This window comes from uncultured Sphingomonas sp. (assembly GCF_964237335.1).
GTDB lineage: Bacteria > Pseudomonadota > Alphaproteobacteria > Sphingomonadales > Sphingomonadaceae > Sphingomonas.
This window is the reverse complement of sequence record NZ_CAXSHM010000016.1, coordinates 34,868-58,414: the sequence shown is the minus strand read 5'-3', so window position 1 is coordinate 58,414 and position 23,547 is coordinate 34,868. Positions and strand designations below refer to the sequence as shown.

Here is a 23,547-nt window from a genome sequence, read left to right as displayed (position 1 = left end):
TGAACGCCCGATCAACCGTGAAAAGGCGGATGGCTTGCAGACGGCCCAATGTCACCTGTCCGAAAAGGTTCCACTCGCCGCCATCACCTCCACCCGCACCGGCACCGATTTCACCGCCGGCACGTGGCTCTCCTCCGCATAATGCGACGCCGCGATCAGGATGTTGCTTTCGGGATAGTACATGCCGAGGCAGCCCTCCGGGATCGCATAGTCGATGACCGTCAGCCCATCGACGCGTCGCCCCGCGTCGTGGCCGTCGCCCGCGTCGCCCACCAGGCTGATCCGGTCGCCCTCCTTCACGCCCAGCGTCGCCTGGTCGGCGCGGCCCATCATCACGATGTCGCGCGTGCCGCGGATCGAGCGGAAGCGGTCGTAATAGCCGTAGATCGTCGTGTTGAACTGGTCGTTCGACCGCAACGTCACCAGCCGGAACCGCCTGCCCCCGCCGTCGACCTCGCCATCGTCGAACCCCGCCGCGTTCAGCACCTTGGGCGCGTTGAACTCTGCCTTGCCGCTCGCCGTCTTCCACTCGCGGTGCGCGGCCGCATTGCCCTTCCAGAAGCCGCCGGGGGTGAACAGCCGCTTGTTGAAGTTGGCGAACATCTCAGGGTACGTCGCCTCGATCGCATCGCGCACCAGGCCATAGTCGCCCACCCACTTGCCCCACGGCACCTTGGGATTGGGCTCCAGCGTCGACAGCGCGATCGCGGCGACGATCGCGGGCTCGGACAGCAGGTGCGGGCTGGCGGGCGCGATGCGGCCGACCGAGCCGTGCATCATCGAGAAGGTGTCCTCCATCGACACGGTCTGCGGCCCCGTCGCCTGGTCGTCGCGCTCGATCCGGCCGAGGCACGGGAGGATGTAGCTCGTCCGTCCGGGCAGCAGGTGCGAGCGGTTGAGCTTGGTCGCGATGTGGACGGTGAGGTCGAGGTCGCGCCATTTGGGCTCGACCCGCCCTTGGTCAGGGATCGCACGGACGAAATTGCCGCCTAAGCCGACGAACGCCTGCGCCTCGCCGGTCAGCACCGCCTCGATGCTCTCGACCGTGTCCCAGCCCTTGTCGCGCGGCGGCTCGAACTCGAACAGCTCGGCGAGCCGGTCGAGCGGCGCGAGCTCGGGCTTTTCCGTGATGCCGACGGTGCGCTGGCCCTGCACGTTGGAATGGCCGCGCACGGGGCCCATCCCTGCGCCCGGCCGCCCGATGTTGCCGCGCAGCAGCAGCAGGTTGGTCAGCATGAACAGGTTTTCCATGCCGTGCCGGTGCTGCGTCAGGCCCATGCCATACACCGCGATCACCGCCTTCGACCGCGCATAGACCTTCGCCGCGCCGACCAGCGCGTCCTTCGTCAGGCCACTTTCGCGCTCGATCACGTCCCAGCCGGTGTCGCGCGCGGAGGCGGCGAACGCCTCGAAACGAACGGTGTGCTGTGCGATGAAGTCGTGGTCCAGGATCGGGTCGCGCCCGGCGGCGCGTGCCTCGACATCCGCCTCGATCACCCACTTGGCGATGCCCAGGATCGCGGCGATGTCGCCGCCTGCCTTCACCTGGTGATATTGGGTCGCGATCGGCGTCGATTTCAGCGCCGCCATCTCGATCGGGCTCTGCGGATCGGTGAACCGCTCCAGCCCGCGCTCGATCAGCGGGTTGAACACGATGATCTCGACGCCGCGCTTGGCGCAGCTGCGCAACGGGTGGAGGAAGCGCGGGCTGTTGGTGCCGGGGTTCTGCCCGAAATAGAAGATCGCGTCGCACTTCTCGTAATCGTCGAGCTGGATCGTCGCGACGGGCGAGCCGATCGCCTGTTTCAGCGCGACCGACGTCGTCTCGTGGCACATGTTGGACGAATCGGGCAGGTTCTGGCTACCGTACATCCGCCCCCACAGCGCGTACATGAACGACGTCTCCAGGCTCGCGCGGCCGGAGGAATAGAGGATGACCTTCTTGGGATCATATCCTTTTAGCTTCGCGCCGATGTCCGCGAACGCCTCCGACCAGCTCACCGCCTCGTATTTGTCCGAAGCTGTGTCGTATTTCAGCGGGTGGGTCAGGCGGCCGGCCTGTTCGAGGTCGTAATCCTTCCAGCCGCGCAAGTCCGCCACCGTGTGTTCGCGGAAGAAATCGGGCGTGACGCGGAAGGTGGTCAGCTCCCAGGCGGTCGCCTTCGCGCCGTTCTCGCAGAACTCCTCGATATGCGGGTTGGCCGGTTTGCCCCAGGCGCAACTGACGCACATGAAGCCCTTGGGCTTGTTCTGCCGCTGGAACTCGACGACGCCGCCCGGGCTCATCCGCTCCTTGGCCACGAGCGCGCCGACCGAGCGGAGCGATCCCCAGCCGCCCGCCGGGCCGTCATAGGGATCCACGCCGATGTCGCGCCGGTCGCTCATGCCGATACTCCCTGATCTTCTGCGCCCATGCCGTAGCGCCAAAGCGCGAGGAGGCGGATATCATATCTTTTCTTTGGCTCGCGGAACCGACCGGCTCCCCATATCCCGCCCACGACGCTAGGAGGCGGCCCATGACCACCCACACCACCCGCATGCTGATCCTCGGTTCCGGACCCGCGGGGCTGTCCGCCGCCATCTACGGTGCGCGCGCGGGGATGAGCCCGATCGTCGTCCAGGGCGTGCAGCCGGGTGGGCAGTTGACCACCACGACCGACGTCGAGAACTACCCGGGCTTCCGCGACGTGATTCAGGGCCCGTGGCTGATGGAGGAGATGCAGGCGCAGGCGGAGCATGTCGGCACGCGGATGATCTGGGACACGATCACCGACGTCGACCTGTCGCGGCGGCCGTTCCGGCTGACCGGAGACTCCGGCGATGTGTATGAGGGCGAGGTGCTGGTGATCGCCACCGGCGCGCAGGCCAAATGGCTGGGCCTGGAGAGCGAAGACAAGCTCAAGGGCAAGGGCGTCAGCGCCTGCGCGACGTGCGACGGGTTCTTCTATCGCGGCAAGCGCGTGGCGGTGATCGGCGGCGGCAACACGGCGGTGGAGGAGGCGCTGTACCTCACCAACCACTCGCCCCACGTCACGCTGATCCACCGCCGCGACAGCTTGCGCGCCGAGCGCATCCTGCAGCAGCGGCTGGCGGCGCATCCGAACATCACCGTGCTGTGGAACAAGGCGGTCGCCGAGTTCGTGGACGGCGGCGGCACCGCGGGGCTGGTGGCGCTCGATCTTGAGGACACCGTTACCGGCGAGCGCAGCCGGATCGACGTGGAGGGCGGCTTCGTCGCGATCGGCCATTCGCCGGCGACGGGGCTGTTCCGGGGCCATCTGGCGCTGGATGCGGACGGGTATCTGGACGTGGAGCCGGGCTCGACGCGTACGAGCGTGCCGGGCGTGTTCGCCTGCGGCGACGTGGCGGACAAGGTGTACCGCCAGGCGGTGACGGCGGCGGGCACCGGCTGCATGGCCGCACTCGACGCCGAACGCTTCCTCGCCCACGCCGCGTTCGAGAGCGACACGGCGGCGGCTGCGGAGCCCGCGGGTACGAAGGAGAATGCGGAGGCGACTTGGTAGGTTGGGCCACTACAGCGGGGCGGATCACCCAGAGTAACGTCCTCCCCCGCCAGGGGGAGGTGGCTGGCGTAGCCAGACGGAGGGGGAGGACTCCCGAAGGTTTGTGCGTCCGCCCCCTCCGTCAGCCTTCGGCTGCCACCTCCCCCTGGCGGGGGAGGATATTGACCTCAACGAACGTATCTACATGCCTAGTTTCGCTCGGATCGCTCCCTCCAGCGCCGCCGCGTCGCCGGCGCGCGCGAAGCTGTGCGAGGGGGTGTCGATCGTGACGGTCGGCATCGGCGGGAAGCGGCTAAGCGCATCGCGGGCGGCGATGGCGGTGGCGTCGCCGGTCGCCAGCACGATCGTGGTCGGGATACCGGCGATGCCCGCCAGGAAGCGGGTAGGTAGATCGTTGCTCGGCGCCCGATGAAGAACGGCACGCAGGCCGTTGATGAGCTTGCGAATATCCACGCCGCCGCGCGTCAACCTCAGCCATTCGCGCGGGTTTGCCAGCCGTTCGGCATAGCGGGCGCGGATCGCGGCGGGGGGCGGCAGGCCGCCGGCGCTCCGCTCCACCAGCCACGGGTTGGCGAGCACCAGCGCGTCGATCCCCGCAGACCACCCGAACAGCGCCAGCGCGGTCGCCGCGTCGCAATTGCCGAAGCCGACCAGGCGGGTGATCTGCGGCTGCTCGCGCCGGAACGCGGCGGCGGCGGCGGCGAGGTCCGCGGCCGAGCCGGCGTAACCACCGTTCATGCCCGAGGAGTCGCCCACGCCGCGCCGGTCGAACCGCAACACCGGCACGCCGTCCCCCGCCAGCCGCGCCGCCAGCAGCGCCATGCCGCGATGCGCTCCGCTACGCACCTCGTTGCCGCCGGAGACGATCAGCAACCCGGTGGTCCCTGACGCCTCGTCAAGCGTGGCGACTAGCGCGTCGCCGTCGCAGGCGACGATCAGCGGGCGGCGCATGTTCGTACCCAGTCGGCGAGATCGGCCGCAAGTATCTGTGCCAGAACGTCATCGTTCCCCGGCTCGGCCCGGCGCCACGGCGGCGTACCGGCGATGTGACGATCGGCCGGGCGCGGGTCGCCATAGAGCCGGAGGATGCGTCGTGGCACGTCGGGCTGATCGAATGGCATGGCGGATGGCAGCTCGTTCAGAAGCTGCGGCGCGATCAAGCTGCCCGCGATCGACACCGGAGACTCGGAAGTCACGTCACCATCCAAGTACCAGCGATCACCCAACCTCCGCTCGCGCCCGATCTCCTGTTGCTTGATCCGGGTCAGCGCGCCCAGCAACTCGGCCCCGTCCTGCGGCGACAGGTGCCAGCGGCCGTGCGCCAGCGCGGATAGGTCAAGCAACGCCCCGCTGCGGATCGCCGCGACATAGGCCGGCCGGCCCTCCGCCCGAACCGCGCCGACCGCCCCCTCGAACGCCTCGCGAATGCCGACGAGCGTGGCGTCTCGCGTCGGCAGCAGGCTCTCCCCCTGGCCCGGCAACTCGGGCAGCGCGCTCGCCATCCCGATGCCGGCCAGCGCGCGCAGCACCGCGACCGCGACGGCTCGCGTCCGGTTGGCTTCCTCGAACAACGGCAGCGCGAGCACCACCACCGGGCCCATGTTGGGCCCGAACCGCATCATCCACTCCTCGCCGCCGCGCCAACCGTAGCGGGCGAAGGCAGGCGTCCGTGTCAGGTGAACGCCTTGCGGCTGGCGAAGTCGACGAGCGCACCGAACGTCGCCATCATGTCGCCGTCGACCTCGTCGTCGTCGATCCTGATGGCGAGGCGATCCTCCAGCTCGGTCAACAGGCCCGCGACCGCCATCGAGTCCAGCTCGGGCACGGTGCCGAACAGCGGCGTGTCGTGGCGGAACGCGGCGACCTGCTGAGGCGGGAGTGCCAGCACGTCCTGCAGCACGCCGCGCACGGTCTTGTCGACGATGGACTGGTCTTCGGGGGTCACGGCACGCTCCGGCAGATGTCGCGCGGCGTTACCGGCTTGCCGGGTGGATGGGAAGACGGCGGATGGGAAGACGGGTGAAACCGGCAACCGTTTCGCGCTAGGACGGGTGCGCCATGCCGCCGCCCGACCCCGCTCCGCGCCCGATCGACACGCTGACGCTGTGCGGCCGGCCGGGCGACGTGGCGCTGATCGAGCGCGGCGCGTCGCTCGACTATGCCGGGCTGGAGCTGGCGGTGGCGCAGCTGGCGGGCTGGGTCGCCGGGTTCGGCTTCGCGAAGGGTGCGCGGGTCGCGAGCTGGCTGCCCAAGACTCGCGCCGCCTGCCTGCTGCCGCTCGCCGCGCCGCGCGCCGGGCTGGTGCATGTGCCGATCAACCCGCTGCTGAAACGCGCGCAGGTGGCGCACATCCTGGCCGACAGCGGGGCGAGCCTGGTGCTGACGCAAACGGCCCGCGCCGCGGCGCTGGCGCCGGGCGACGTGCCCGCCGACTGCCGGGTGGCGGAAGAAGCCGGGGAGGGCGAGCCGCTGCCGCCGTCCTACGCCGCGCCCGACGCGCTGGCGGCGATCCTCTATACCTCGGGCTCGACCGGCCGGCCTAAGGGCGTGATGCTTGCCCATGCGAACCTGTGGCTGGGGGCGGTGTCGGTGGCGCACTATCTGGGTCTCACGGCGGCGGACCGCGTGCTCGGCGTACTACCACTGGCGTTCGATTACGGGCAGAACCAGTTGTTCTCGACCTGGTCGGCCGGAGCGGCGGTGGCGCCGCTGGATTACCTGACCGCGCGCGACGTGGTGAAGGCGGTGGACCGGGTCGGCGCGACGACGCTCGCCGGCGTGCCGCCGTTGTGGGTGCAATTGCTGGAGGCGGACTGGCCGGTGGAGACGGCCGCGCGGCTGACGCGGCTGACGAACTCGGGCGGCGCGCTCGGCACGCGGCTGGTGCGGGCGTTGCGCGAGCGGTTCCCGGGCGCGGACCTCTACCCGATGTATGGCCTCACCGAGGCGTTCCGGTCGACGTACCTCTCGCCGTCGCTGGTCGACGCCAACCCCGAGTCGATCGGCCAGGCGATCCCGTTCGCCGAGGTGATGGTGGTGCGCCCCGACGGCACGCGCGCCGCGCCGGGCGAGGCGGGCGAACTCGTCCACGCCGGGCCGCTGGTCGCGCAAGGCTATTGGCGCGACCCGGCGCGCACCGCCGAGCGCTTCCGCCCGGCGCCCGCCTGGTCCGCCTGCGGCGGCGGCGGCGGCGTCGCGGTGTGGTCGGGCGATACGGTGGTGGAGGGCGCGGACGGCCTGCTGCGCTTCGTCGGGCGGGACGACGCCATGATGAAGGTGTCGGGCAATCGCGTCAGCCCGACCGAAGTCGAGGAAGCGGCGCTGGCGGGCGGCGAGGCGGCGGAGGCGATGGCGTTGGGCGTGCCCGACGATCGGACCGGACAGGCGATCGTGCTGGTCCTGCGCGGCGATCCGGCGGGCGAGGGGGCCTTGCGCGAGCGGCTGCGGCGCGACCTGCCGGGCTTCATGCAGCCGGCGCGGATCGTGTGGCGGGACGATCTGCCCCGTAACGCGAACGGCAAGCTGGACCGGGTGGCGGTGGCGGCGGGGGTGGGGGAGACATGATGACCCGCACCAAACTTCCGTTCACCCTGAGCTTGTCGAAGCCTGTCCTGAGCGACTGCCGCAGGCAGGCAGTCGAAGGGGGCTGTCCTTCTTCCAACGACAAGGGAAGGGCAGTGCTTCGACAAGCTCAGCATGAACGGGGAGAAGATACACGCGGCGGGATGACGTCATGAAGCCGATTGGGCCACTTCCGCCGCCGTTTGATGCGCAGGTCGGCGTACTGACAATCGCGGGACAGCCGTATGCGCACTGGCTGACGAAGGCCGGCGACACGCCGGCCTTCGTCTACGACGTCGACGCCGTCACCGCGCGCATCTCGCGGTTCCGGGCCGCGATGCCGGCGGGCATGGGCCTGCATTATGCGATCAAGGCCAACCCGTTTCCGCCGCTCCTTGCCGCCATGGCGCCGCTGGTCGACGGGCTGGACGTCGCGTCGGGAGGCGAACTCGCGACCGCGCTGCCGCTCGGACGGCCGATCAGCTTCGCCGGACCCGGCAAGCGCGACGACGAACTGGCGGCCGCGATCCGCGCGGGGGTGACGATAAACCTGGAATCGGAAGGCGAGGCGACCCGCGCGCTCGCGATCGGCGATCGGCTCGGGGTGCGGCCGCGCCTCGCCGTGCGGGTCAACCCGGACCTGGAACTGCGCGGGTCAGGCATGAAGATGGGTGGCCGCGCGTCGCCGTTCGGCGTCGATGCCGAGCGCGCGCCGGCGCTGGTGCGGCTGGTGATCGACGGCGGCGCGGACTGGCGCGGGTTGCACATCTTCGCCGGCTCGCAATCGCTGGACACGGCCGCGCTGATCGAGACGCAGGCGGCGACGGTGGCGCTTGCCGCGCGGCTGGCGGACGCCGCGGGCGCGGTGCCGCCGCTCGTCAACCTGGGCGGCGGCTTCGGTATCCCCTATTTCGCGGGCGACCGGCCGGTGGACGTCGAGGCGATCGGCGCGGCGCTGGGCGAGGCGCTCACGGCGCGCGCCGATCTCCTGGCCGACAGCCGCTTCGCGCTCGAACTCGGCCGCTGGCTGGTTGGCGAGGCGGGCGTGTACCTGACGCGCGTCGTCGACCGCAAGGACAGCCGGGGCGAGACGTTCGTGGTGGTCGATGGTGGCCTGCACCACCAGCTCGCCGCGTCGGGCAATTTCGGCACGGTGGTGCGCCGCAACTATCCGGTCGCGGTGGCGGGGCAGATGGGGGAGGCGGCGAACGACCTCGTCAGCGTTGTTGGCTGCCTCTGTACGCCGCTCGACCGGCTGGCGGACCATGGGCTCCTACCACGCGCGGAGGTGGGCGACGTGATCGCCGTGTTCGTCGCCGGCGCCTATGGCCTCACCGCCAGCCCGTCGGCGTTCCTGGGCCATCCCGTTCCGGCGGAGATACTGGCCCGGCGGTGAGCGTACCCGAATCCTAAACGCTATCTTCACCTCTCCCCAGCATAGCCGACGCTGACACGCGCCGCCCGTCTCCGGGTCGCGCCGGTGGAGGCACGCATGCGGATCAGGGCGGGAACTCGGGTGGGGGTCGTCGGCATGGGAACCATGCTGCTCGCCTCCTGCATGGGCGTCGGCGGCGACGGGCGGACGCAGCTGCCCTCGGCGGCGTTCGTCTCGACGCATGACGCGCCGGGCGACGAGTATGTCATCGGCCCGCTCGACCAGCTCTCGATCTTCGTCTGGCGCCAGCCCGAACTGAGCAGCAAGGTGCAGGTGCGCCCCGACGGCCGCATCACCACGCCGCTCGTCAACGACATGACGGCGGTCGGCAAGACGCCGGCGATGCTGGCGGACGACATGAAGCTGGCGCTGGGCGAGTATATCAAGGACCCGATCGTCTCGGTGATCGTGGAGAACTTCTCCGGCACCTATTCGCAGCAGGTGCGGATCGTCGGCGCGACGGCCAAGCCCGCCAGCCTGCCGTACCGCGCCAACATGACGCTGCTCGACGCGATGATCGCGGTCGGCGGCCTGTCCGAATATGCGTCCGGCAACCGCTCGCGCCTCGTCCGCTACGACAAGGCGACCGGCAAGCAGCGCGAATACGATCTCAAGATCGGCAGTCTGCTCAAGAACGGCGACCCGTCCGCCAACGTGCGGCTGCAGCCGGGCGACGTCATCATCATCCCGCAGAGCATGTTTTGATGTTTGCTGATCGGCTGCGCCGAAGCCGCACCGGCCCGCTCCCCCACCCGGCCTCCCAGCTACGGTACTCTGTGGGAGGCCGGGTGGGGGAGCGGGCCGGTGCGGGCCCTCCAGCTTGGCTGGAGCGCTAAAATGTCCGGTGGGATCTATGACGAGGTGCGGATCGCGATCCATGCGATCTGGACGCGGCGCTGGCTCGCGCTCGGCGTCGCGTGGGGCGTGTGCGTGGCCGGCTGGTTCGTCGTGGCGCAGATGCCGAGCCGCTACGAAAGCCGTGCGCGCGTGTTCGTGCAGATGCAGTCGGTGCTGCCCGGCGGCGCGGCGGACGACGCCGGCTCCGCGCGGACGGTCGACTCGATCCGCCAGACGCTGACCAGCGCCGTCGTCCTCCAGAAGGTGGTGCGCGGTACCGATCTTGCGAACTCGGTCGCCAGCGACCGCGACGTGGCGGACCGCGTCGCCGCGCTCCAGTCGGCGATCAAGGTGACGGCGCAGCAGGACAATCTGTTCGAGATCGTCACCACCGGATCGAGCCCCAGGCTCGCCAAGCAGATCACGCAGAAGGTGATCGACATCTTCGTCGAGCAGAACCTGTCTAACGACCGCACCAGCAACACCCAGTCGCTGCGCTTCCTCGATGGCCAGCTCGCCGACCTCCAGAAGAAGCTGGCGGACGCGGAGGCGAAGCGCGCGGACTTCCAGAACCGCTACATGGGGTCGCTGCCCGGCACCGGCACGGTCGCCGACCGGATCGGATCGGCGCGCGAGCAGATGTCGACCGTCGAGGGCGACCTCGCCGCCGCCCAGTCGAGCCTCGCGGCCGTCAACGGCCAGATGGCGGGCACGCAGGCGACCGTGCCGGGCGCGGCCGGGATCGCGGGCGGCATGGGGCCGGCGCGGGCGCGGCTGGCGGCGGTGCAGGGCCAGCTCGCCGATGCGCGCGCGCGCGGCTATACCGACAGCCACCCCGACGTCGTCGCGCTGAAGGCGCAGCTCGCCGCAGCTCAAGGCGCCGCGGCGCACGAGCCGGCCACCGGCGGCAGCGCGGCGGGAACGCAGCCCAACCCGCTGTACCTGTCGCTCAAATCGATGCAGGCGGACAAGGCCTCGCAGGTCGCCGCGCTCCAGATGCGGCGCGCGCAGATCCAGGCGGGGATCGACCAGCTCAACGCCAAGCTCGCCGGCGATCCGCAGGTCGCGGCCGAGCAGGCGTCGATCGATCGCGACTATCAGGTGACGAAGGACCAGTATGACCAGCTGCTTGCCAGCCGCGGCCAGATCGCGCTGAAGGGCCAGGCGCAGACGCAGACCGATGCGGTGAAGTTCTCGATCATCGACCCGCCGACCAGCCCGCGCACGCCGACGGCGCCCAACCGGCCGCTGCTGCTGACGGGCGTGCTGCTCGCCGGCATCGCCGCCGGGATCGGTGCCGCCTTCGCGATGGGCCAGGTGCAGACGACCTTCCCGACCGCGCAGCGGCTGGAGAAGGCCGCCGGCATGACCGTCATCGGCCAGATCGGTGAGATGGTGACGCATATCCAGATGACCGAGCGCCGCCGCAAGCTGCGGCTGTTCGCGGGCGGCGCGGGCGCGCTGGCGGTCGCCTATGTCGCGCTGCTCGGCGTCGAGATGCTCCAGCGCGGGCTTGCCGCATGAGGAACGCCCCCGTGACACCCCACCGCGTACCAGGCGAGTCGCTGATCGAGCGCGCCGCGAAGGTCTATGACTTCGGCGAGCAGTTGCGTGCGCGCCGGCCGATACCCGATCTGCTGCCGGAAGCCGCGCCGGCCGCGCCGCCGCCGCCGGTCGAGGAACGCTATGCCCCTGTGCTGGCGGACGACGCCCCCGCGTTCATGCCGCCGCCGGGGTTTGACCAGGATGCGCCCGTCGCCAGGACCGTTCGCCCCGCCGCCGGTGCGCCCGAGTTCGTCGCGCCGCGTGCCGACGGCAACCGTGTCGAGGCGATCGACCGTGCGCGGCTCGCGCAGATGGGGATGATCGTGCCGGGGGCGCCGATCGGCAGCCTCGCCGAGGAGTTCCGCCTCATCAAGCGGCAGCTGCTGCTCACCGCCGGCAAGATGTCGGGCGTGCGGGCGCGCACCATCCTGGTCGGCTCGGCGCGGCCGGGCGACGGCAAGACGTGGAGCGCGATCAACCTCGCGCTGTCGATCGCGGCCGAGCGCGACACCGAGGTGCTGCTGGTCGACGCCGATTTCGCCAAGCCCGACGTCATGGTGAAGCTCGGGCTGGACGACGGGCCCGGCCTGCTCGACGCGCTTGCGGATCCGGACCTCGATCCCGAGGCGCTGGTGGTGCGCACCGACGTGCCGCACCTGTCGCTGTTGCCGGTCGGCGCCAAGAGCCATGGCGATACCGAGCTGTTGGCCAGCCGGCGCACCGGCGAGGTGCTCGACCGGCTGCTCGCCGCGGACCCGCGCCGGCTGATCCTGTTCGACACGCCGCCCGCGCTCGCCGCCTCACCCGCGTCGGTGCTCGCGCTCCACGTAGGGCAGGTGATGCTGGTGGTCCGCGCCGACCGGACGACGGAGAGCGAGGTGCGCCGCGCGGTGCAATTGCTCGACGGCTGCGACGAGATCCAGCTCGTCCTCAACTCGGTCTCGTTCGTGCCGGGCGGCAACCGCTTCGGCAGCTATTACGGCCAGGGAGAATAGCCGTGCGTCCATCCGCTCTGCTCCTCCTGGGTACGACGCTGCTCGCGCCCGGTTCCGCGTTCGCCCAGAGCACCGGCGCGCAGGACGCCGGCGCCCCGGTCCTTGCCGCGCCCGCAGACGCCGTTCAGGGGGGCGGGGCCGCGGCCACGCACCCGCGGACCAGGGTCGGTGCCTATGTCGAGCTCGACCAGGCCGTGATCGCCGACCTCAACCGCGACGACACCGTCGCCTATGCGCAGGTCGCCGCCGGCGTCGACGCGTCGGTCAGCACCGCGCGCGCGCAGGGCCAGATCAGTGCCCGCTACGAGCGGCAGATCCCCGAGACCGGCGGCTACGGCGGTGCGGACGTGGTCTCCGGCCTCGCCCGCGTCGCCTACCGGGTCGCCCAGCCGTTGACGATCGAGGCGGGCGCGATCGCCACCCGGACCCGCTCCGACATCCGCGGCGCGGCGCCCGCGATCACCGACAACGGCTTCGCCGACAACATCACGCAGGTGTACTCGATCTATGCCGGGCCGACGCTGGCCACCAACGCGGGGCCGGTGGCGATCGGCGCGAGCTATCGCTTCGGCTACACCAAGGCGGAGGCGCCCTACTCGACCGGGATCGCGGGCGCGCCCCGCGTCGACTATTTCGACGATTCGATCGGCAACGAGGTGCAGGCGTCCGCCGGCGTTGCGCCCGGCCGGCTGCTGCCGTTCGGCGTGACGCTGTCGAGCGGCTATGCGCGCGAGACCGCGAGCCAGCTGTCGCAGCGGTACGAGGACACGTACGGGCGCGGCGACGTGCTGGTGCCGATCACGGGCACGCTCGCCGCCACCGCCGGCGTCGGCTGGCAGCATGTCGAGATCAGCCAGAAGGACGCGGTGCTCGACGCCGCCGGCCAGCCGGTGACCGACAGCAACGGCCGCTTCGTGACCGACCAGAGCTCGCCGCGCCGCATCGCCTATGACACCGACGGGCTGATCTACGACGTCGGCGTCGTCTGGCGGCCATCCCAGCGCACCTCGCTGACCGCGACGGTCGCGCACCAATATGACTCGACGAGCTACACCGGCCAGTTCGCGTGGCGGATCGACCGCAGCCTGGCGTTCCAGGCGGCCGTATACGACGCGATCGAGACGTTCGGGCACCAGCTGCGCGTCGGGTTGCAGAGCCTGCCGACCAGCTTCATCGACCAGCAGGACAGCTTTGGTCAGCAGTTCAACGGCTGCACCTTCGGCGGCGGCACCGCATCGGGTGGCGCGGGCGGTTGTCTGAACGACGCGTTCCAGTCGATCACCACCGCCAGCTATCGCGCGCGCGGCATCGACGCGGTGCTGAGCGCCAGCCGCGGCTACAACCGGTTCGGTGTCGGCGCGGGCTGGGCCAACCGGCACCTGTTCAGCCCCCAGACCGCGCCGGGCCTGTCCGTCTACGGCCTCGACGACAACAGCTATTACGTCCAGGGCTTCTACGGACGGCAGCTCGATCGCCGCTCGACGTTCGACGCCAACATCTTCGCCAACTGGTACGACAGCGCGCTGCCGGGCGTGAACGGCGCGTCGGGGGATGTGTTCGGCGCGGGCGCGACCGGCGCCTACACCCGCAGCTTCGGTCGGCTGGGCGCGACGGCGCAGCTCGGCCTCTACTATTTCGACCAGCAGCATTACGACGAACAATGGACGGGTCAGGCGCTGGTCGGCGCCCGGTACCGGTTCTGACGGGGACGCGACGCATGTACGAGGATCATTTCGGCCTGACCGGGCGGCCCTTCCAGCTGACGCCGGACCCGCGTTTCTGGTTCGAGACCGCGACCCACCGCAAGGCGATGGCGTATCTCGGCTATGGCTTGGCGCAAGGCGAGGGCTTCATCGTCGTCACCGGCGACATCGGCGCGGGCAAGACGACGCTCGTCGGGCATCTGATGGAGCGGATCGACGCGACGCGGCTCAACCCGATCCGGATCGTCTCGACGCAGATCGAGGCGGACGATCTGTTGCGCATCGTCGCCGGCGGGCTGGGCATCGATCCGGTCGGCAAGACCAAGTCCGAGCTGCTGGTGCTGGTCGAGCGCGGGCTGCACTCGATCGCGCGCACCGGGCGGCGCACATTGCTGATCGTCGACGAGGTGCAGGCGCTGCCCGTGTCCGCGCTCGAAGAGCTGCGCATGCTCTCCAACTTCCAGGCCGGGGGGCATGCGCTGTTGCAGATCCTGCTACTCGGCCAGCCCGAGTTCCGCGAGCGGCTGCACGGATCGGAGCGGCTGGAACAGTTGCGCCAGCGCGTGATCGCGACTCACCATCTCGATCCGATGGAGCCGGGCGAGGTCGAGGCCTATGTCGCGCACCGGCTTTCGCTGGTCGGCTGGCAGGGCCGGCCCGACTTCGCCGACGACGCCTTCCCGGCGCTGTTCCACGCGTCGGGCGGCGTGCCGCGGCGGCTGAACCAGTTAGCGGGCCGCATCCTGCTGCACTGCGCGGTGGAGGAGATCGCGCTGATCGACGCGGCGGTGGTGGAGCTGGTGGCGGCCGACGGGATGACCGACGTCTGCACGCCCGAGCCGGTGGCGATAGAGGTCGAGGTCGACGCGCCGAAGCCTGTTATTGAGCAGGAGGCGCCGGAAGCTGTGGACGACATGCCAGCGACTCAGCCCGAGCCCGAGCCCGAGCCGACGCCGGAACCCGCTTCGGCGAGCCCGCTCGCCTATCTGGTGCCGCCCGCGCCGCGGCCGATGACGCCGCCCCCCGCCGCCGTCGCGCCTAGGCCGATCAGGCTCGCGGCCGAAACCGCTCACCCTCATCCTTCCGCGCCTGAAGGCGCTTTCTCCCTCTCCCACTGGGAGAGGGAAGTGGCCGGTCCGGCGGAGGTGAGCGGGGAGGATGAGCTTCCTGCCACCTCGGCGGCGCCTCAAGCGGATCACGATACCGACGAGCGGATCGCGGCGCTGGAGGCGCGGCTGGAGGTGCAGGATGCGGCGTTGCGCCGGGTGCTCACTCTGCTGGTCGACTGGGTCGAGGGCGATGGGCCGCGTGACGGCCGGACCGAGGTCGCCGCCCTGCGCGACGCGGCGGCCTGAGCGCGGCGATGTACGATGGTCCGGGCACTCGCACGCCGCATCACGGCATGTCGGTGGATGTGGAAGACTGGTTCCAGGTCGGCGCGTTCGAGCGCGTCATCGATCGCGCGGACTGGGATGGGCTCGCCAGCCGTGTCGAGCGGAACACGGACACGGTGCTGGCGGTGTTCGAGGCGGCGGGGGTCGAGGCGACCTTCTTCACGCTCGGCTGGGTCGCGCACCGCTTTCCCGCGCTGATGCGTCGCATCGTCGCGGGCGGGCATGAGCTCGCCAGCCATGGCTGGGACCACCGGCGCGTCTTCACGATGACCGCGGCCGAGTTCCGCGCCGACCTGACGCGCGCGCGCGCGGCGCTGGAGGATGCGGCCGGCGTCGCCGTCACCGGATATCGCGCGCCCTCCTTCTCGATCGATACGCGGACGCCTTGGGCTCACGCGGAACTGGCGGAAGCGGGCTATGCCTATTCGTCGAGCGTCGCGCCGCTGGTCCACGATCATTATGGCTGGGCGGACAGTCCGCGCTGGCCGTGGAAGCCGCTCGCGGACTCCAGCCTGCTGGAACTGCCGGTGACGGTGGCGACGTTCGGGCCCAGGCGCATGGCGGTGGGCGGCGGCTTCTTCCGGCTGTTCCCGGCCGCGTTGACCGAGCGCGGGATCGCGCAATGCGAGGCGGCGGGGCGGGCCGCGATGTTCTATTTCCACCCCTGGGAGATCGACCCCGGCCAGCCGCGCGTCGCCGGTGCGCCGCTCCGCTCGAGGCTGCGCCATTACAGCCGGCTGAGCGCGATGGCGGGCAAGCTGGAACGGCTGTTGCGCGCACACGACTGGGGCCGCGTCGACGCGATCGCCGCGCATGAGACCGCCCGGCTTGGCCTGGTGCGGCGGTGACCGCGCCGCTGCTCAGCCCGCCGATCGGCATCCGCGTCGCGAACCTGCGCGACGCGCGGGAGCGCGCCCGCATCGACGGCTTCGTCCGCGAGGCGGTCGGTGCGACGCCGTTCCACCTCGCCGGCTGGACCGCCGCGATCGAGCGCGGCACCGGCCAGCGTGGCCATTACCTGCTCGCCGAGCGGGGCGGAGGTGCGCTGGCGGGGGTGCTGCCACTCACCGCGATGCGCTCGCGCCTGTTCGGTCGGGCGCTGGTGTCGGCCGGCTTCGCGGTCGGCGGAGGCATCCTCGCCGAGACGCCGGGCGCGGCCGATGCGCTCTCCGCCGGCGCCTGGGACCTGGCCGAGCGGCTGGGCTGCCCGTCGGTCGAGCTGCGCGGCGGGGCGCTGCCCGAAGGCTGGGCGCGCGACGACACGACCTACCTCGGCTTCGCGCGACCGCTCGCGGCCGACGACGCGGCAGAACTCGCGGCCATCCCCCGCAAGCAGCGCGCCGAGGTCCGCAAGGCGCTCGATCTGCCGCTGGAAGTCGCGACCGGCACCGACGCGCGCGCGCTGGCCGAGCATTACGCCGTCTATGCCGAGTCCGTCCGCAATCTCGGTACGCCAGTGTTCCCGGCGCGGTTGCTGCGCGAGGTCGCCGCGGCGTTCGGGCCGGATGCGGACATGCTGACGATCCGCCACGATGAGCGCGCCGTCGCGAGTGTGCTCAGCCTGTATTTCGGCGGCACCGTCTTCCCCTATTGGGGCGGCGGCACGCAAGCGGCGCGGGGTCTGCGCGCCAACGATCGCTTGTATTTCGCGCTGATGGCGCACGCGCGGGCGCGCGGCTGCACGCGGTTCGACTTCGGCCGGTCCAAGGCGGGCACCGGCGCGGCGGCGTTCAAGAAGAACTGGGGTTTTACGCCCGAGCCACTCGCCTATGCCAAACGTGCGTTCGAGGGCGGCGCGGCCCGCGAGATCAATCCGCTCGACCCCAGATACGCCGCGCGCATCCGCGCCTGGCAGAGACTGCCGTTGCCGCTCGCCAATTTGCTGGGGCCGTGGATCAGCCGCGGGCTGGGATGATGGATGCTTCTGATGTGCAAGCCCGCACCGGCCCGCTCCCCCACCCGGCCTCCCATCCAGAATACGCGGTGGGAGGCGGGGTGGGGGAGCGGGCGGGTGCCGATCCAGCGGAGCTGGCTCCCAGGCCAACCGTCCTGTTCCTCGCGCACCGCGCGCCGTTCCCGCCCGATCGCGGCGACAAGATCCGCGGCTGGCATGTGCTGCACTATTTGGCGGCGCGCGCGCGCGTCCATCTGGTGGCGTTCGCGGACGATCCGCGCGACCTGACGCCGCCGCCGGAGCTGGCGGCACGGCTGGCGAGCTGCACGATCGTGCCGCGCGGGCGGACGCGGCCGCTGGGCGTCCTGCGCGCGCTCGCCACCGGCCGGCCGCTGTCGCTCGTCGCCTTCGCCGACCGGCGGATCGCGGCCGCGGTCGCGCGCATTGGCCCGATGGATGCGGCCTACGTCTTCTCCGGGCAGATGGCGCAATATCTGCCGCTCGCCGCCGACCGCACGATCATGGACTTCGTCGATCGCGACTCGGCGAAGTTCGCCGCCTATGGCGAGAGCGGGCGGCCCCCGCTGCGCTGGGTGTACGCGCGCGAGGGGCGGCGGCTCGCGGCGTTCGAGGCGGCTGTTGCGGCTCGCGTCGACGTCAGCCTGTTCGTCAGCGCCGCGGAGGCCGCGATGCTGCCGGGCGGGCAGGTGCTGGAGAACGGCATCGACTCGGCCTTCTTCGATCCTGCGGGCGTGGTGCCGATCGCCGGGGCCGGGCCGTTGATCGTCTTCACCGGCCAGATGGATTACCGGCCCAATATCGAGGCGGTCCGCTGGTTCGCGGCCGACGTCCTGCCGCTGATCCGCGCCGCGCATCCCGCCGTCCGGTTCGCGATCGTCGGCCGGGCGCCGGTGCCCGCGGTGCGGGCGCTGGCGGGGGAGGGCGTGCTCGTGACCGGCGAGGTCGCCGACGTCCGCCCCTGGCTCGCCGGCGCGGCGGTGGTCGTCGCCCCGCTGCTCACCGCTCGCGGGGTGCAGAACAAGGTGCTGGAGGCGATGGCGATGGCGCGGCCGGTGGTGGCGACGGGCGCGGCGGCGGAGGGCATTGACCACGCCGGCACGATAGACGTCGCCGGCGGCGCGGCGGCGTTCGCGACGGCGGTGGGCAAGGCGATCGCGCGCGGCGGTGATCGGCCGGAGGCGCGCGCGCAGGTGATGCGCCGTTACGGCTGGGACGCCCGGCTCGCGCCGCTGGACGCGCTGGTCGGTCTGCCCGCGCTGGAAGCCGTCGCGGCATGACGCTCGCGCTGCCCGTGGTGCGCGCCGATGCGCCGGCCGAGGACGCGGCCTGGCGCTCGCACTGCGTCACGCTGGCCGCCGTGATCGTGGCGCTGGTGGCGATCTTCCACGCCGATGCGGCGAGCCTCGCGCATATCTGGTGGACCAGCACCACGTTCGGTCATTGCCTGTTCGTGGGGCCGGTGATCGCTTGGCTCGTCTGGAACCGGCGGCGGGAGCTGGCGGCGCTGACGCCGGTCTCCTGGGCGCCCGGTCTGCTGCTGGTCGCGGGCGGCGGCGCATGCTGGCTGGTGGGCGACGCGGGGGGCGTGACGCTGGCGCGGCACCTGGGCCTCGTCGTCATGGTGCAGGGCGCGACGGTGACGCTGCTCGGGCCGCAGATCGCCCGCGGGCTGGCCTTCCCAATCGCTTACGCCGTGTTCCTCGTGCCGTTCGGCGAGGGACTGGAGGAGCCGCTGCAACGCGCGACGGTGGCGATGGCGATGCCGCTGCTCCACCTCGTCGGCGTCCCCGCAAGTGTCGACGGCGTGCTCATCACCATCCCCGGTCGCGGTGTGTTCGAGGTGGCAGAGGCGTGCTCGGGCGCCAAGTTCGTCATCGCGATGATCGCCTATGGCGCGCTGGTCGCGAACGTCTGTTTCATGGCGTTGTGCAGACGGGCGGCGTTCATGGCGGTCGCGCTGATCGTGCCCGTCTTCGCCAACGGTATCCGTGCCTTCGCAACGATCTACGCCGCGTACCTAACATCCGTTGCCCAAGCCACCGGATACGATCACATTGTCTATGGCTGGATCTTTTTCGGCCTCGTGATGGCCGCGACGATGGCGATCGGCTGGCGCTGGTTCGATCGGGCGCCCGACGACGCGGCCTTCGATCCCGCCGCCTTCCCGATCCCGACGCGCGGCCGCTTGCGGCTGCCGGTCGCTGCGATCCTGGCCGTCGCGGTGGCGGGAACGTTCCCGCTGTGGAGCGCGACGCTGTCGGCCCGCCCGGCGCCGCTGCCCGACCATATAGACCTGCCGATCGTGCCGGGCTGGACCCGCGCGCCACTCAGCACCCGCGCGTCCTGGAACCCCTTCTATCCCGGCGCCGACCACCATCTGCTCGGCCGCTATCGCGATGCCGCCGGCGACGAGGTCGACATGGCGATCGCCGTGTTCGGCCATCAGCGCGAGGGTGCGAAGCTGCTCGCGTTCGGCACGGGTGTGCTGCGCGAGGAGGATGTGTGGGTCCGCGTGTCGGACCTCCCCGCCATCGACGGCGGAGCGGCGATGCGGATCGTCACCGCCGGCACCGACCGTCGCCCGGTGGAGCGGGTGGTCGCGTCGTGGTACCGCGTCGGCGACACGGTGACGGCGGATGCGACACGAGTGAAGCTGGAGACGATGAAGGCAAGGCTGGTCGGCGGACCGCAACGCGCGGTCGCGATCCATCTGTCGGCCGAGGCGGAAGCGGGCCATGACCCGGCGCGCGCGATCGACCGCTTCCGCACCGCGCTCGGCCCGCTTGATCGGCTCGCGGATCATGAGGCGGGGCTGAACTGATGTGCGGCATCGCCGGCCTCTATTACCCGGCGTCGCCGCGGCCCGTCGATCCCGCCCGGCTGCGCTCGATGATCGGCGCACTCGCCCACCGGGGCCCTGACGGAGAGGGCGTGTGGACCGCGCCCGGCGTCGGCTTCGCGCACCGCCGGCTGTCGATCATCGACGTCGCCGGCTCGCCGCAGCCGATGCGCAGCGCCGACGAGCGGCTGTGCGTCACCTACAATGGCGAGATCTACAATTTCGCCGAGCTGCGTGCCGAGCTGACCGCGGGTGGCGCGCGGTTCCGTACTCAGGGCGACACGGAGGTGCTGATCGAAGGCTGGCGCGCCTGGGGGCCGGCGATGCTCGACCGGCTGCACGGCATGTTCGCCTTCGCGATCCACGATGCCACGACGCAAAGCCTGTTCCTCGCCCGCGACCGGCTGGGCGTGAAGCCGCTCCACTATGTCGAGCTGTCCGACGGCGGGCTGGCGTTCGCGTCCGAATTGAAGGGGCTCACCGCGCACCCGCTGCTGCGGCGCGTGCCGGACATCCGCGCGGTCGAGGACTTCTTGGCGTTTGGCTATGTGCCTGACGACACCTGCCTGGTCGCCGGCGTCCGCAAATTGGGCGCCGGCGAGTACCTGCTCGTCGAGCGCGGCAAGCCGCTGCCCGCGCCGATCCGCTGGTGGGATGTCGATTTCAGCAACCGCGCGACCGGCTCGCCCGCCGCGCTGGAGGAGGAGCTCGTCGAGCGGCTGCGCGTCGCGGTCCGATCCCGGCTGGTGGCGGACGTGCCGCTTGGCGCGTTTCTGTCGGGCGGCGTCGACAGCTCGGCGGTGGTCGCGCTAATGGCGGAGGCGTCGCCGCTCGCCGTGAAGACCTGCACGATCGGCTTCGACGAGGCGGGGCATGACGAGCGCGGGCCGGCCGGGATCGTCGCGCGCCGCTTCGCGACCGATCACCGCGAGCGGGTGGTGGCGTCGGACGACGCCATAGAAAATGGGGGCTTGGTCGACACGCTGGCCCGCGCCTTCGATGAGCCGTTCGCCGATGCCTCCGCGCTCGCCACCTATCGGGTGTGCGAGCTGGCGCGCGAGGAGGTGACGGTGGCGCTGTCGGGCGACGGCGCGGACGAGGCGTTCGCCGGATACCGCCGCCACCGGTTCCAGGCCGCCGAGGAGCGCGCGCGCGACGTCATGCCGCCTGCGCTGCGCCGCGCGGCGGGTTGGCTGGGGGAACGCTATCCCAAGGCGGACTGGGCGCCGCGGCCGCTACGCGCGAGGACGACGCTGCTGGCGCTTGGCGCCGACGGCGCCGAGGCCTATGCGCGCTCCGTCGGCGTGACGGCGCCCGAGATGCGCGCGAGCCTGTTCTCGCCCGAGGCGCGCCGCGCGCTCGCTGGCCACCGCGCGGAGGATCGCTGGGTCGCGGCCATGCGCGACGCCCCCGCACGCGACCCGCTCGACCGCGCGCAATATGCCGACCTGAAGCTGTGGCTGCCCGGCGACATTCTGGTGAAGGCGGACCGCACCAGCATGGCGGTCGGGCTGGAGGCACGCGAGCCGTTGCTCGACCATCGCCTCGTCCAGTTCGCCGCCACGCTGCCGACCTCGCTCCGGTTGCGAGGAGGCGAGGGCAAGTGGCTGATGAAGAAGGCGCTCGAACGTTATCTACCGCGCGAGATCCTGTACCGGCCGAAGCAAGGCTTCGTGACGCCGGTCAGCGCCTGGCTGCGCGGGCCGCTGGCGGGGCAGGCTGCGGCGCTCGCCCGCTCGCGGACGCTGGCGCAGACCGGCTGGTTCGACCTCGACCGGCTCGCGCGGATCGCCGACGACCATCGTGCCGGTCGCGCCGACCACGGCCGGACGCTGTGGCAGTTCATGATGCTGGAGAAGAGCCTGGTGCGGCTGTTCGGGTCCTGATTCCGTCCGCCCTGAGCGTGTCGAAGCCTGTCCTTAGCGCCACCGCAGGCGGCTGGCCTTCTTCAAACGAAAGGCAGTGCTTCGACAAGCTCAGCATGAACGGGAAGGGGGCACTGACCGGATGATCAAGGCCCGGTGTGGATTTGATGGACGAAGCGCAGGTTCACCGCCGTCTGCCCGCCGGCGCGCTTCGCCGGGTCGATCACATGCTGATCGAACACGAACAGCGAATCCTCGCCGCCGCCGGCCAGCCGGCGCTGCTCGCCGACGGCATGGACGTGCAGGTCGCCGCGATCGGCGTTGTAGGGTGTGACGGGCGCGAAGCTGGGATGGTCGGCCTCGAACCGATCGGCGACGACCCGATAGGCGCCGAGGTCGGGGATGGCGTCGGGAAAGAACCTGCGCACCGAACAGGCGTGGAAGGGCGGCAGCTCGAGGAACACGTAGAGGGTGCGGTCGCCGTCCTCCAGTTCCCACCCTCGGCCGGGATCGTCCACCAGCGTCACTTTCACCTGTTCGGGCGTGAGCGCAGTCGCGCCCTTGGCGGCCATCAGCTTGTCGACGCCGCCGTCGATCGGGAAGGTCTGGAGACAGACCTCGTCGTAGAGCGCCACCATGCGCGCGAGCGCCGCGTCGGGAGACGGGGGCGCTGGTTTCGGTACGACCGGCGTCGGCGTCGCCGCCGCTTGGAGCAGGATGGCCAGCAACGGCCCCGTCATCGTCATGTCTCGTCTCCCCCGATCCGGCAGGAGACTGCGCGAACCGGGGCGCCTCTGTCCAGCGCCCCGGCCCGATCCGGATCAGTCGAAGATTGCGCCCCAGCGGCGCTTGACGCGATCCTTCCACAGCCCGCGGTGATAGGCGTCGGACGCCAGCAGCGGCATCACCGACCCGGCTTCCGCGAACACCATCTGCTCGATGCCGGTGTTCACCTTGCCCCACGATGCCGCCTCCTGCAGCGTGGAGGAAGAACACGCGCCGTCGCGCACGTCGGCGACAGTGATCTGGATCGCATATTTGTGCACCTCGACGTCGTCATGGCCCAGGATCTCGGCGCAGACGACCGTGTCCTGGATGAAGTTCTTGGGCACGCCGCCGCCGATCATCAGCAGCCCGGTGGTGCCGGCCTTGATCTTGATGTCGGTCAGCTCGCGGAAGTCGGCGATCGAGTCGATCATCAGATAGGGCTTGCCCGCCTTCATCGCATCGACCTGATGCTTGACGAGGCCGAAGCCCGCCGACGAGTCGGTGAATGCCGGGCAGAAGATCGGCACGTCATGCTCATAGGCGAGCTTGACGAGGCTGTTCTCCTTCTTCCCGTGCAGGGTCAGATACTTGCCCATCTCCCTGATGAACGCACGCGAGCTATACGGCTTGGCCTCCAACGTCTCGGCGATCTCGAAGATCGTGTGATCGACGTGCTGGAGCTCCTCCTCGTCGATGTAGGTGTCGTAGATGCGATCGATCAGCAGCGAGCGCAGCGTGTCGTCGTCCCGCACCTCCAGCGCCTGATAATGTTTGTGGCCGAGCCCCTCGAAGAAATCCATGTCGACGATCGTCGCGCCGGTCGCGACGATGCCGTCGATCATGTTGTTGCGCAGCAGCTCGGCATAGAGGTCCATGCAGCCGGCCGCCGACGTCGAGCCGGCAACCACCAGGAAGATCGAGCAGTCGGGATCGGCGAGCATCTGGTTGTAGATGCCCGTCGCGCGCGCGAGGTCGCGGCTGGTGAAGCTCATCTTGTCCATCGCGTCGATGATCGGCCGCGCGTCAAACGAGCGGATGTCGACATGCTCGACCTGCTTGGACAGCAGCTCGCGCTTGCGGGTGTCGTTGGGGCGGATCGCGTCGCGCGTGGGGGTTTCGATCGTGGTGTCGGTCATCGGATGCTCCGGTCTACATGGCCGTGTCAT

At 70.7% G+C, this 23,547-nt stretch carries 19 protein-coding genes; 13 read left to right on the top strand and 6 right to left on the bottom strand.

The genetic code is table 11. The features are described 5' to 3' along the window. Positions 1 to 51: 51 nt before the first annotated feature. The gene (locus ACFE65_RS09830) at positions 52 to 2,385 is read right to left on the bottom strand and encodes an FdhF/YdeP family oxidoreductase (RefSeq protein WP_375382184.1); all 2,334 of its coding nucleotides are present in this window, start codon (positions 2,383 to 2,385) and stop codon (positions 52 to 54) included. Positions 2,386 to 2,516: 131 nt separating this feature from the next. Here ACFE65_RS09830 and trxB point away from each other — a divergent pair, with 131 nt between their 5' ends. Continuing rightward, complete coding sequence (trxB, locus tag ACFE65_RS09825) at positions 2,517 to 3,524, top strand: thioredoxin-disulfide reductase (RefSeq protein ID WP_375382183.1); 1,008 nt, start codon at positions 2,517 to 2,519, stop codon at positions 3,522 to 3,524. Positions 3,525 to 3,704: 180 nt separating this feature from the next. Here trxB and ACFE65_RS09820 read toward each other — a convergent pair whose 3' ends face one another. Genes ACFE65_RS09820 through ACFE65_RS09810 form a run of 3 tightly spaced genes read right to left on the bottom strand, consistent with a single transcriptional unit; the run spans position 3,705 to position 5,469 of the window. After that, positions 3,705 to 4,475 (bottom strand): hydrolase 1, exosortase A system-associated, encoded by a 771-nt coding sequence (locus tag ACFE65_RS09820; RefSeq protein ID WP_375382182.1) that lies wholly within the window; start codon positions 4,473 to 4,475, stop codon positions 3,705 to 3,707. Next, positions 4,460 to 5,143: a hypothetical protein gene (locus ACFE65_RS09815; protein WP_375382181.1), complete on the bottom strand. Its 684-nt coding sequence runs from the start codon at positions 5,141 to 5,143 to the stop codon at positions 4,460 to 4,462. The genes ACFE65_RS09820 and ACFE65_RS09815 overlap by 16 nt, the downstream gene beginning before the upstream one ends. 53 nt (positions 5,144 to 5,196) lie before the next feature. Next, the gene (locus ACFE65_RS09810) at positions 5,197 to 5,469 is read right to left on the bottom strand and encodes an acyl carrier protein (RefSeq protein WP_375382180.1); all 273 of its coding nucleotides are present in this window, start codon (positions 5,467 to 5,469) and stop codon (positions 5,197 to 5,199) included. Positions 5,470 to 5,582: 113 nt separating this feature from the next. On the opposite strand from ACFE65_RS09810, the gene ACFE65_RS09805 reads away from it, so the two are divergent. The 12 genes from ACFE65_RS09805 (at position 5,583) to ACFE65_RS09750 (ending at position 21,634) form a co-directional block, all read left to right on the top strand. Next, positions 5,583 to 7,088 (top strand): AMP-binding protein, encoded by a 1,506-nt coding sequence (locus tag ACFE65_RS09805; RefSeq protein WP_375382179.1) that lies wholly within the window; start codon positions 5,583 to 5,585, stop codon positions 7,086 to 7,088. 169 nt (positions 7,089 to 7,257) lie between these two features. Beyond that, positions 7,258 to 8,481, top strand: a complete 1,224-nt coding sequence (locus ACFE65_RS09800; RefSeq protein WP_375382178.1) for a pyridoxal-dependent decarboxylase, exosortase A system-associated — start codon at positions 7,258 to 7,260, stop codon at positions 8,479 to 8,481. Between the two features lie 135 nt (positions 8,482 to 8,616). Beyond that, the gene (locus ACFE65_RS09795; protein ID WP_375382203.1) at positions 8,617 to 9,225 is read left to right on the top strand and encodes an XrtA/PEP-CTERM system exopolysaccharide export protein; all 609 of its coding nucleotides are present in this window, start codon (positions 8,617 to 8,619) and stop codon (positions 9,223 to 9,225) included. Between the two features lie 132 nt (positions 9,226 to 9,357). Continuing rightward, complete coding sequence (locus ACFE65_RS09790) at positions 9,358 to 10,881, top strand: XrtA system polysaccharide chain length determinant (protein WP_375382177.1); 1,524 nt, start codon at positions 9,358 to 9,360, stop codon at positions 10,879 to 10,881. Continuing rightward, a complete protein-coding gene (locus ACFE65_RS09785; RefSeq protein ID WP_375382176.1) occupies positions 10,878 to 11,897 on the top strand; it encodes an AAA family ATPase in 1,020 nt (339 codons plus the stop codon). Before ACFE65_RS09790 ends, ACFE65_RS09785 begins: the two co-directional genes overlap by 4 nt. Before the next feature lie 2 nt (positions 11,898 to 11,899). Further along, positions 11,900 to 13,600 (top strand): hypothetical protein, encoded by a 1,701-nt coding sequence (locus ACFE65_RS09780; protein WP_375382175.1) that lies wholly within the window; start codon positions 11,900 to 11,902, stop codon positions 13,598 to 13,600. A gap of 14 nt (positions 13,601 to 13,614) precedes the next feature. Then, positions 13,615 to 14,955, top strand: coding sequence for an ExeA family protein (locus tag ACFE65_RS09775; protein WP_375382174.1), 1,341 nt, complete (start codon positions 13,615 to 13,617; stop codon positions 14,953 to 14,955). A gap of 8 nt (positions 14,956 to 14,963) precedes the next feature. Further along, complete coding sequence (locus ACFE65_RS09770) at positions 14,964 to 15,842, top strand: XrtA system polysaccharide deacetylase (RefSeq protein ID WP_375382173.1); 879 nt, start codon at positions 14,964 to 14,966, stop codon at positions 15,840 to 15,842. Beyond that, a complete protein-coding gene (locus ACFE65_RS09765; RefSeq protein WP_375382172.1) occupies positions 15,839 to 16,909 on the top strand; it encodes a FemAB family XrtA/PEP-CTERM system-associated protein in 1,071 nt (356 codons plus the stop codon). The genes ACFE65_RS09770 and ACFE65_RS09765 overlap by 4 nt, the downstream gene beginning before the upstream one ends. 80 nt (positions 16,910 to 16,989) lie before the next feature. After that, a complete protein-coding gene (locus ACFE65_RS09760) occupies positions 16,990 to 18,186 on the top strand; it encodes a TIGR03087 family PEP-CTERM/XrtA system glycosyltransferase (protein ID WP_375382171.1) in 1,197 nt (398 codons plus the stop codon). Further along, a complete protein-coding gene (gene xrtA / locus ACFE65_RS09755) occupies positions 18,183 to 19,730 on the top strand; it encodes an exosortase A (RefSeq protein ID WP_375382170.1) in 1,548 nt (515 codons plus the stop codon). Before ACFE65_RS09760 ends, xrtA begins: the two co-directional genes overlap by 4 nt. Then, positions 19,730 to 21,634 carry an XrtA/PEP-CTERM system amidotransferase gene (locus ACFE65_RS09750; protein WP_375382169.1) on the top strand — a complete coding sequence of 635 codons (1,905 nt, stop codon included), beginning with the start codon at positions 19,730 to 19,732 and terminating at the stop codon, positions 21,632 to 21,634. Before xrtA ends, ACFE65_RS09750 begins: the two co-directional genes overlap by 1 nt. Positions 21,635 to 21,759: 125 nt before the next feature. On the opposite strand, the gene ACFE65_RS09745 is transcribed toward ACFE65_RS09750, so the two are convergent. After that, the gene (locus ACFE65_RS09745; protein ID WP_375382168.1) at positions 21,760 to 22,359 is read right to left on the bottom strand and encodes a hypothetical protein; all 600 of its coding nucleotides are present in this window, start codon (positions 22,357 to 22,359) and stop codon (positions 21,760 to 21,762) included. Positions 22,360 to 22,434: 75 nt separating this feature from the next. Beyond that, positions 22,435 to 23,517 (bottom strand): deoxyhypusine synthase, encoded by a 1,083-nt coding sequence (locus tag ACFE65_RS09740; RefSeq protein WP_375382167.1) that lies wholly within the window; start codon positions 23,515 to 23,517, stop codon positions 22,435 to 22,437. Positions 23,518 to 23,547 lie beyond the last annotated feature (30 nt).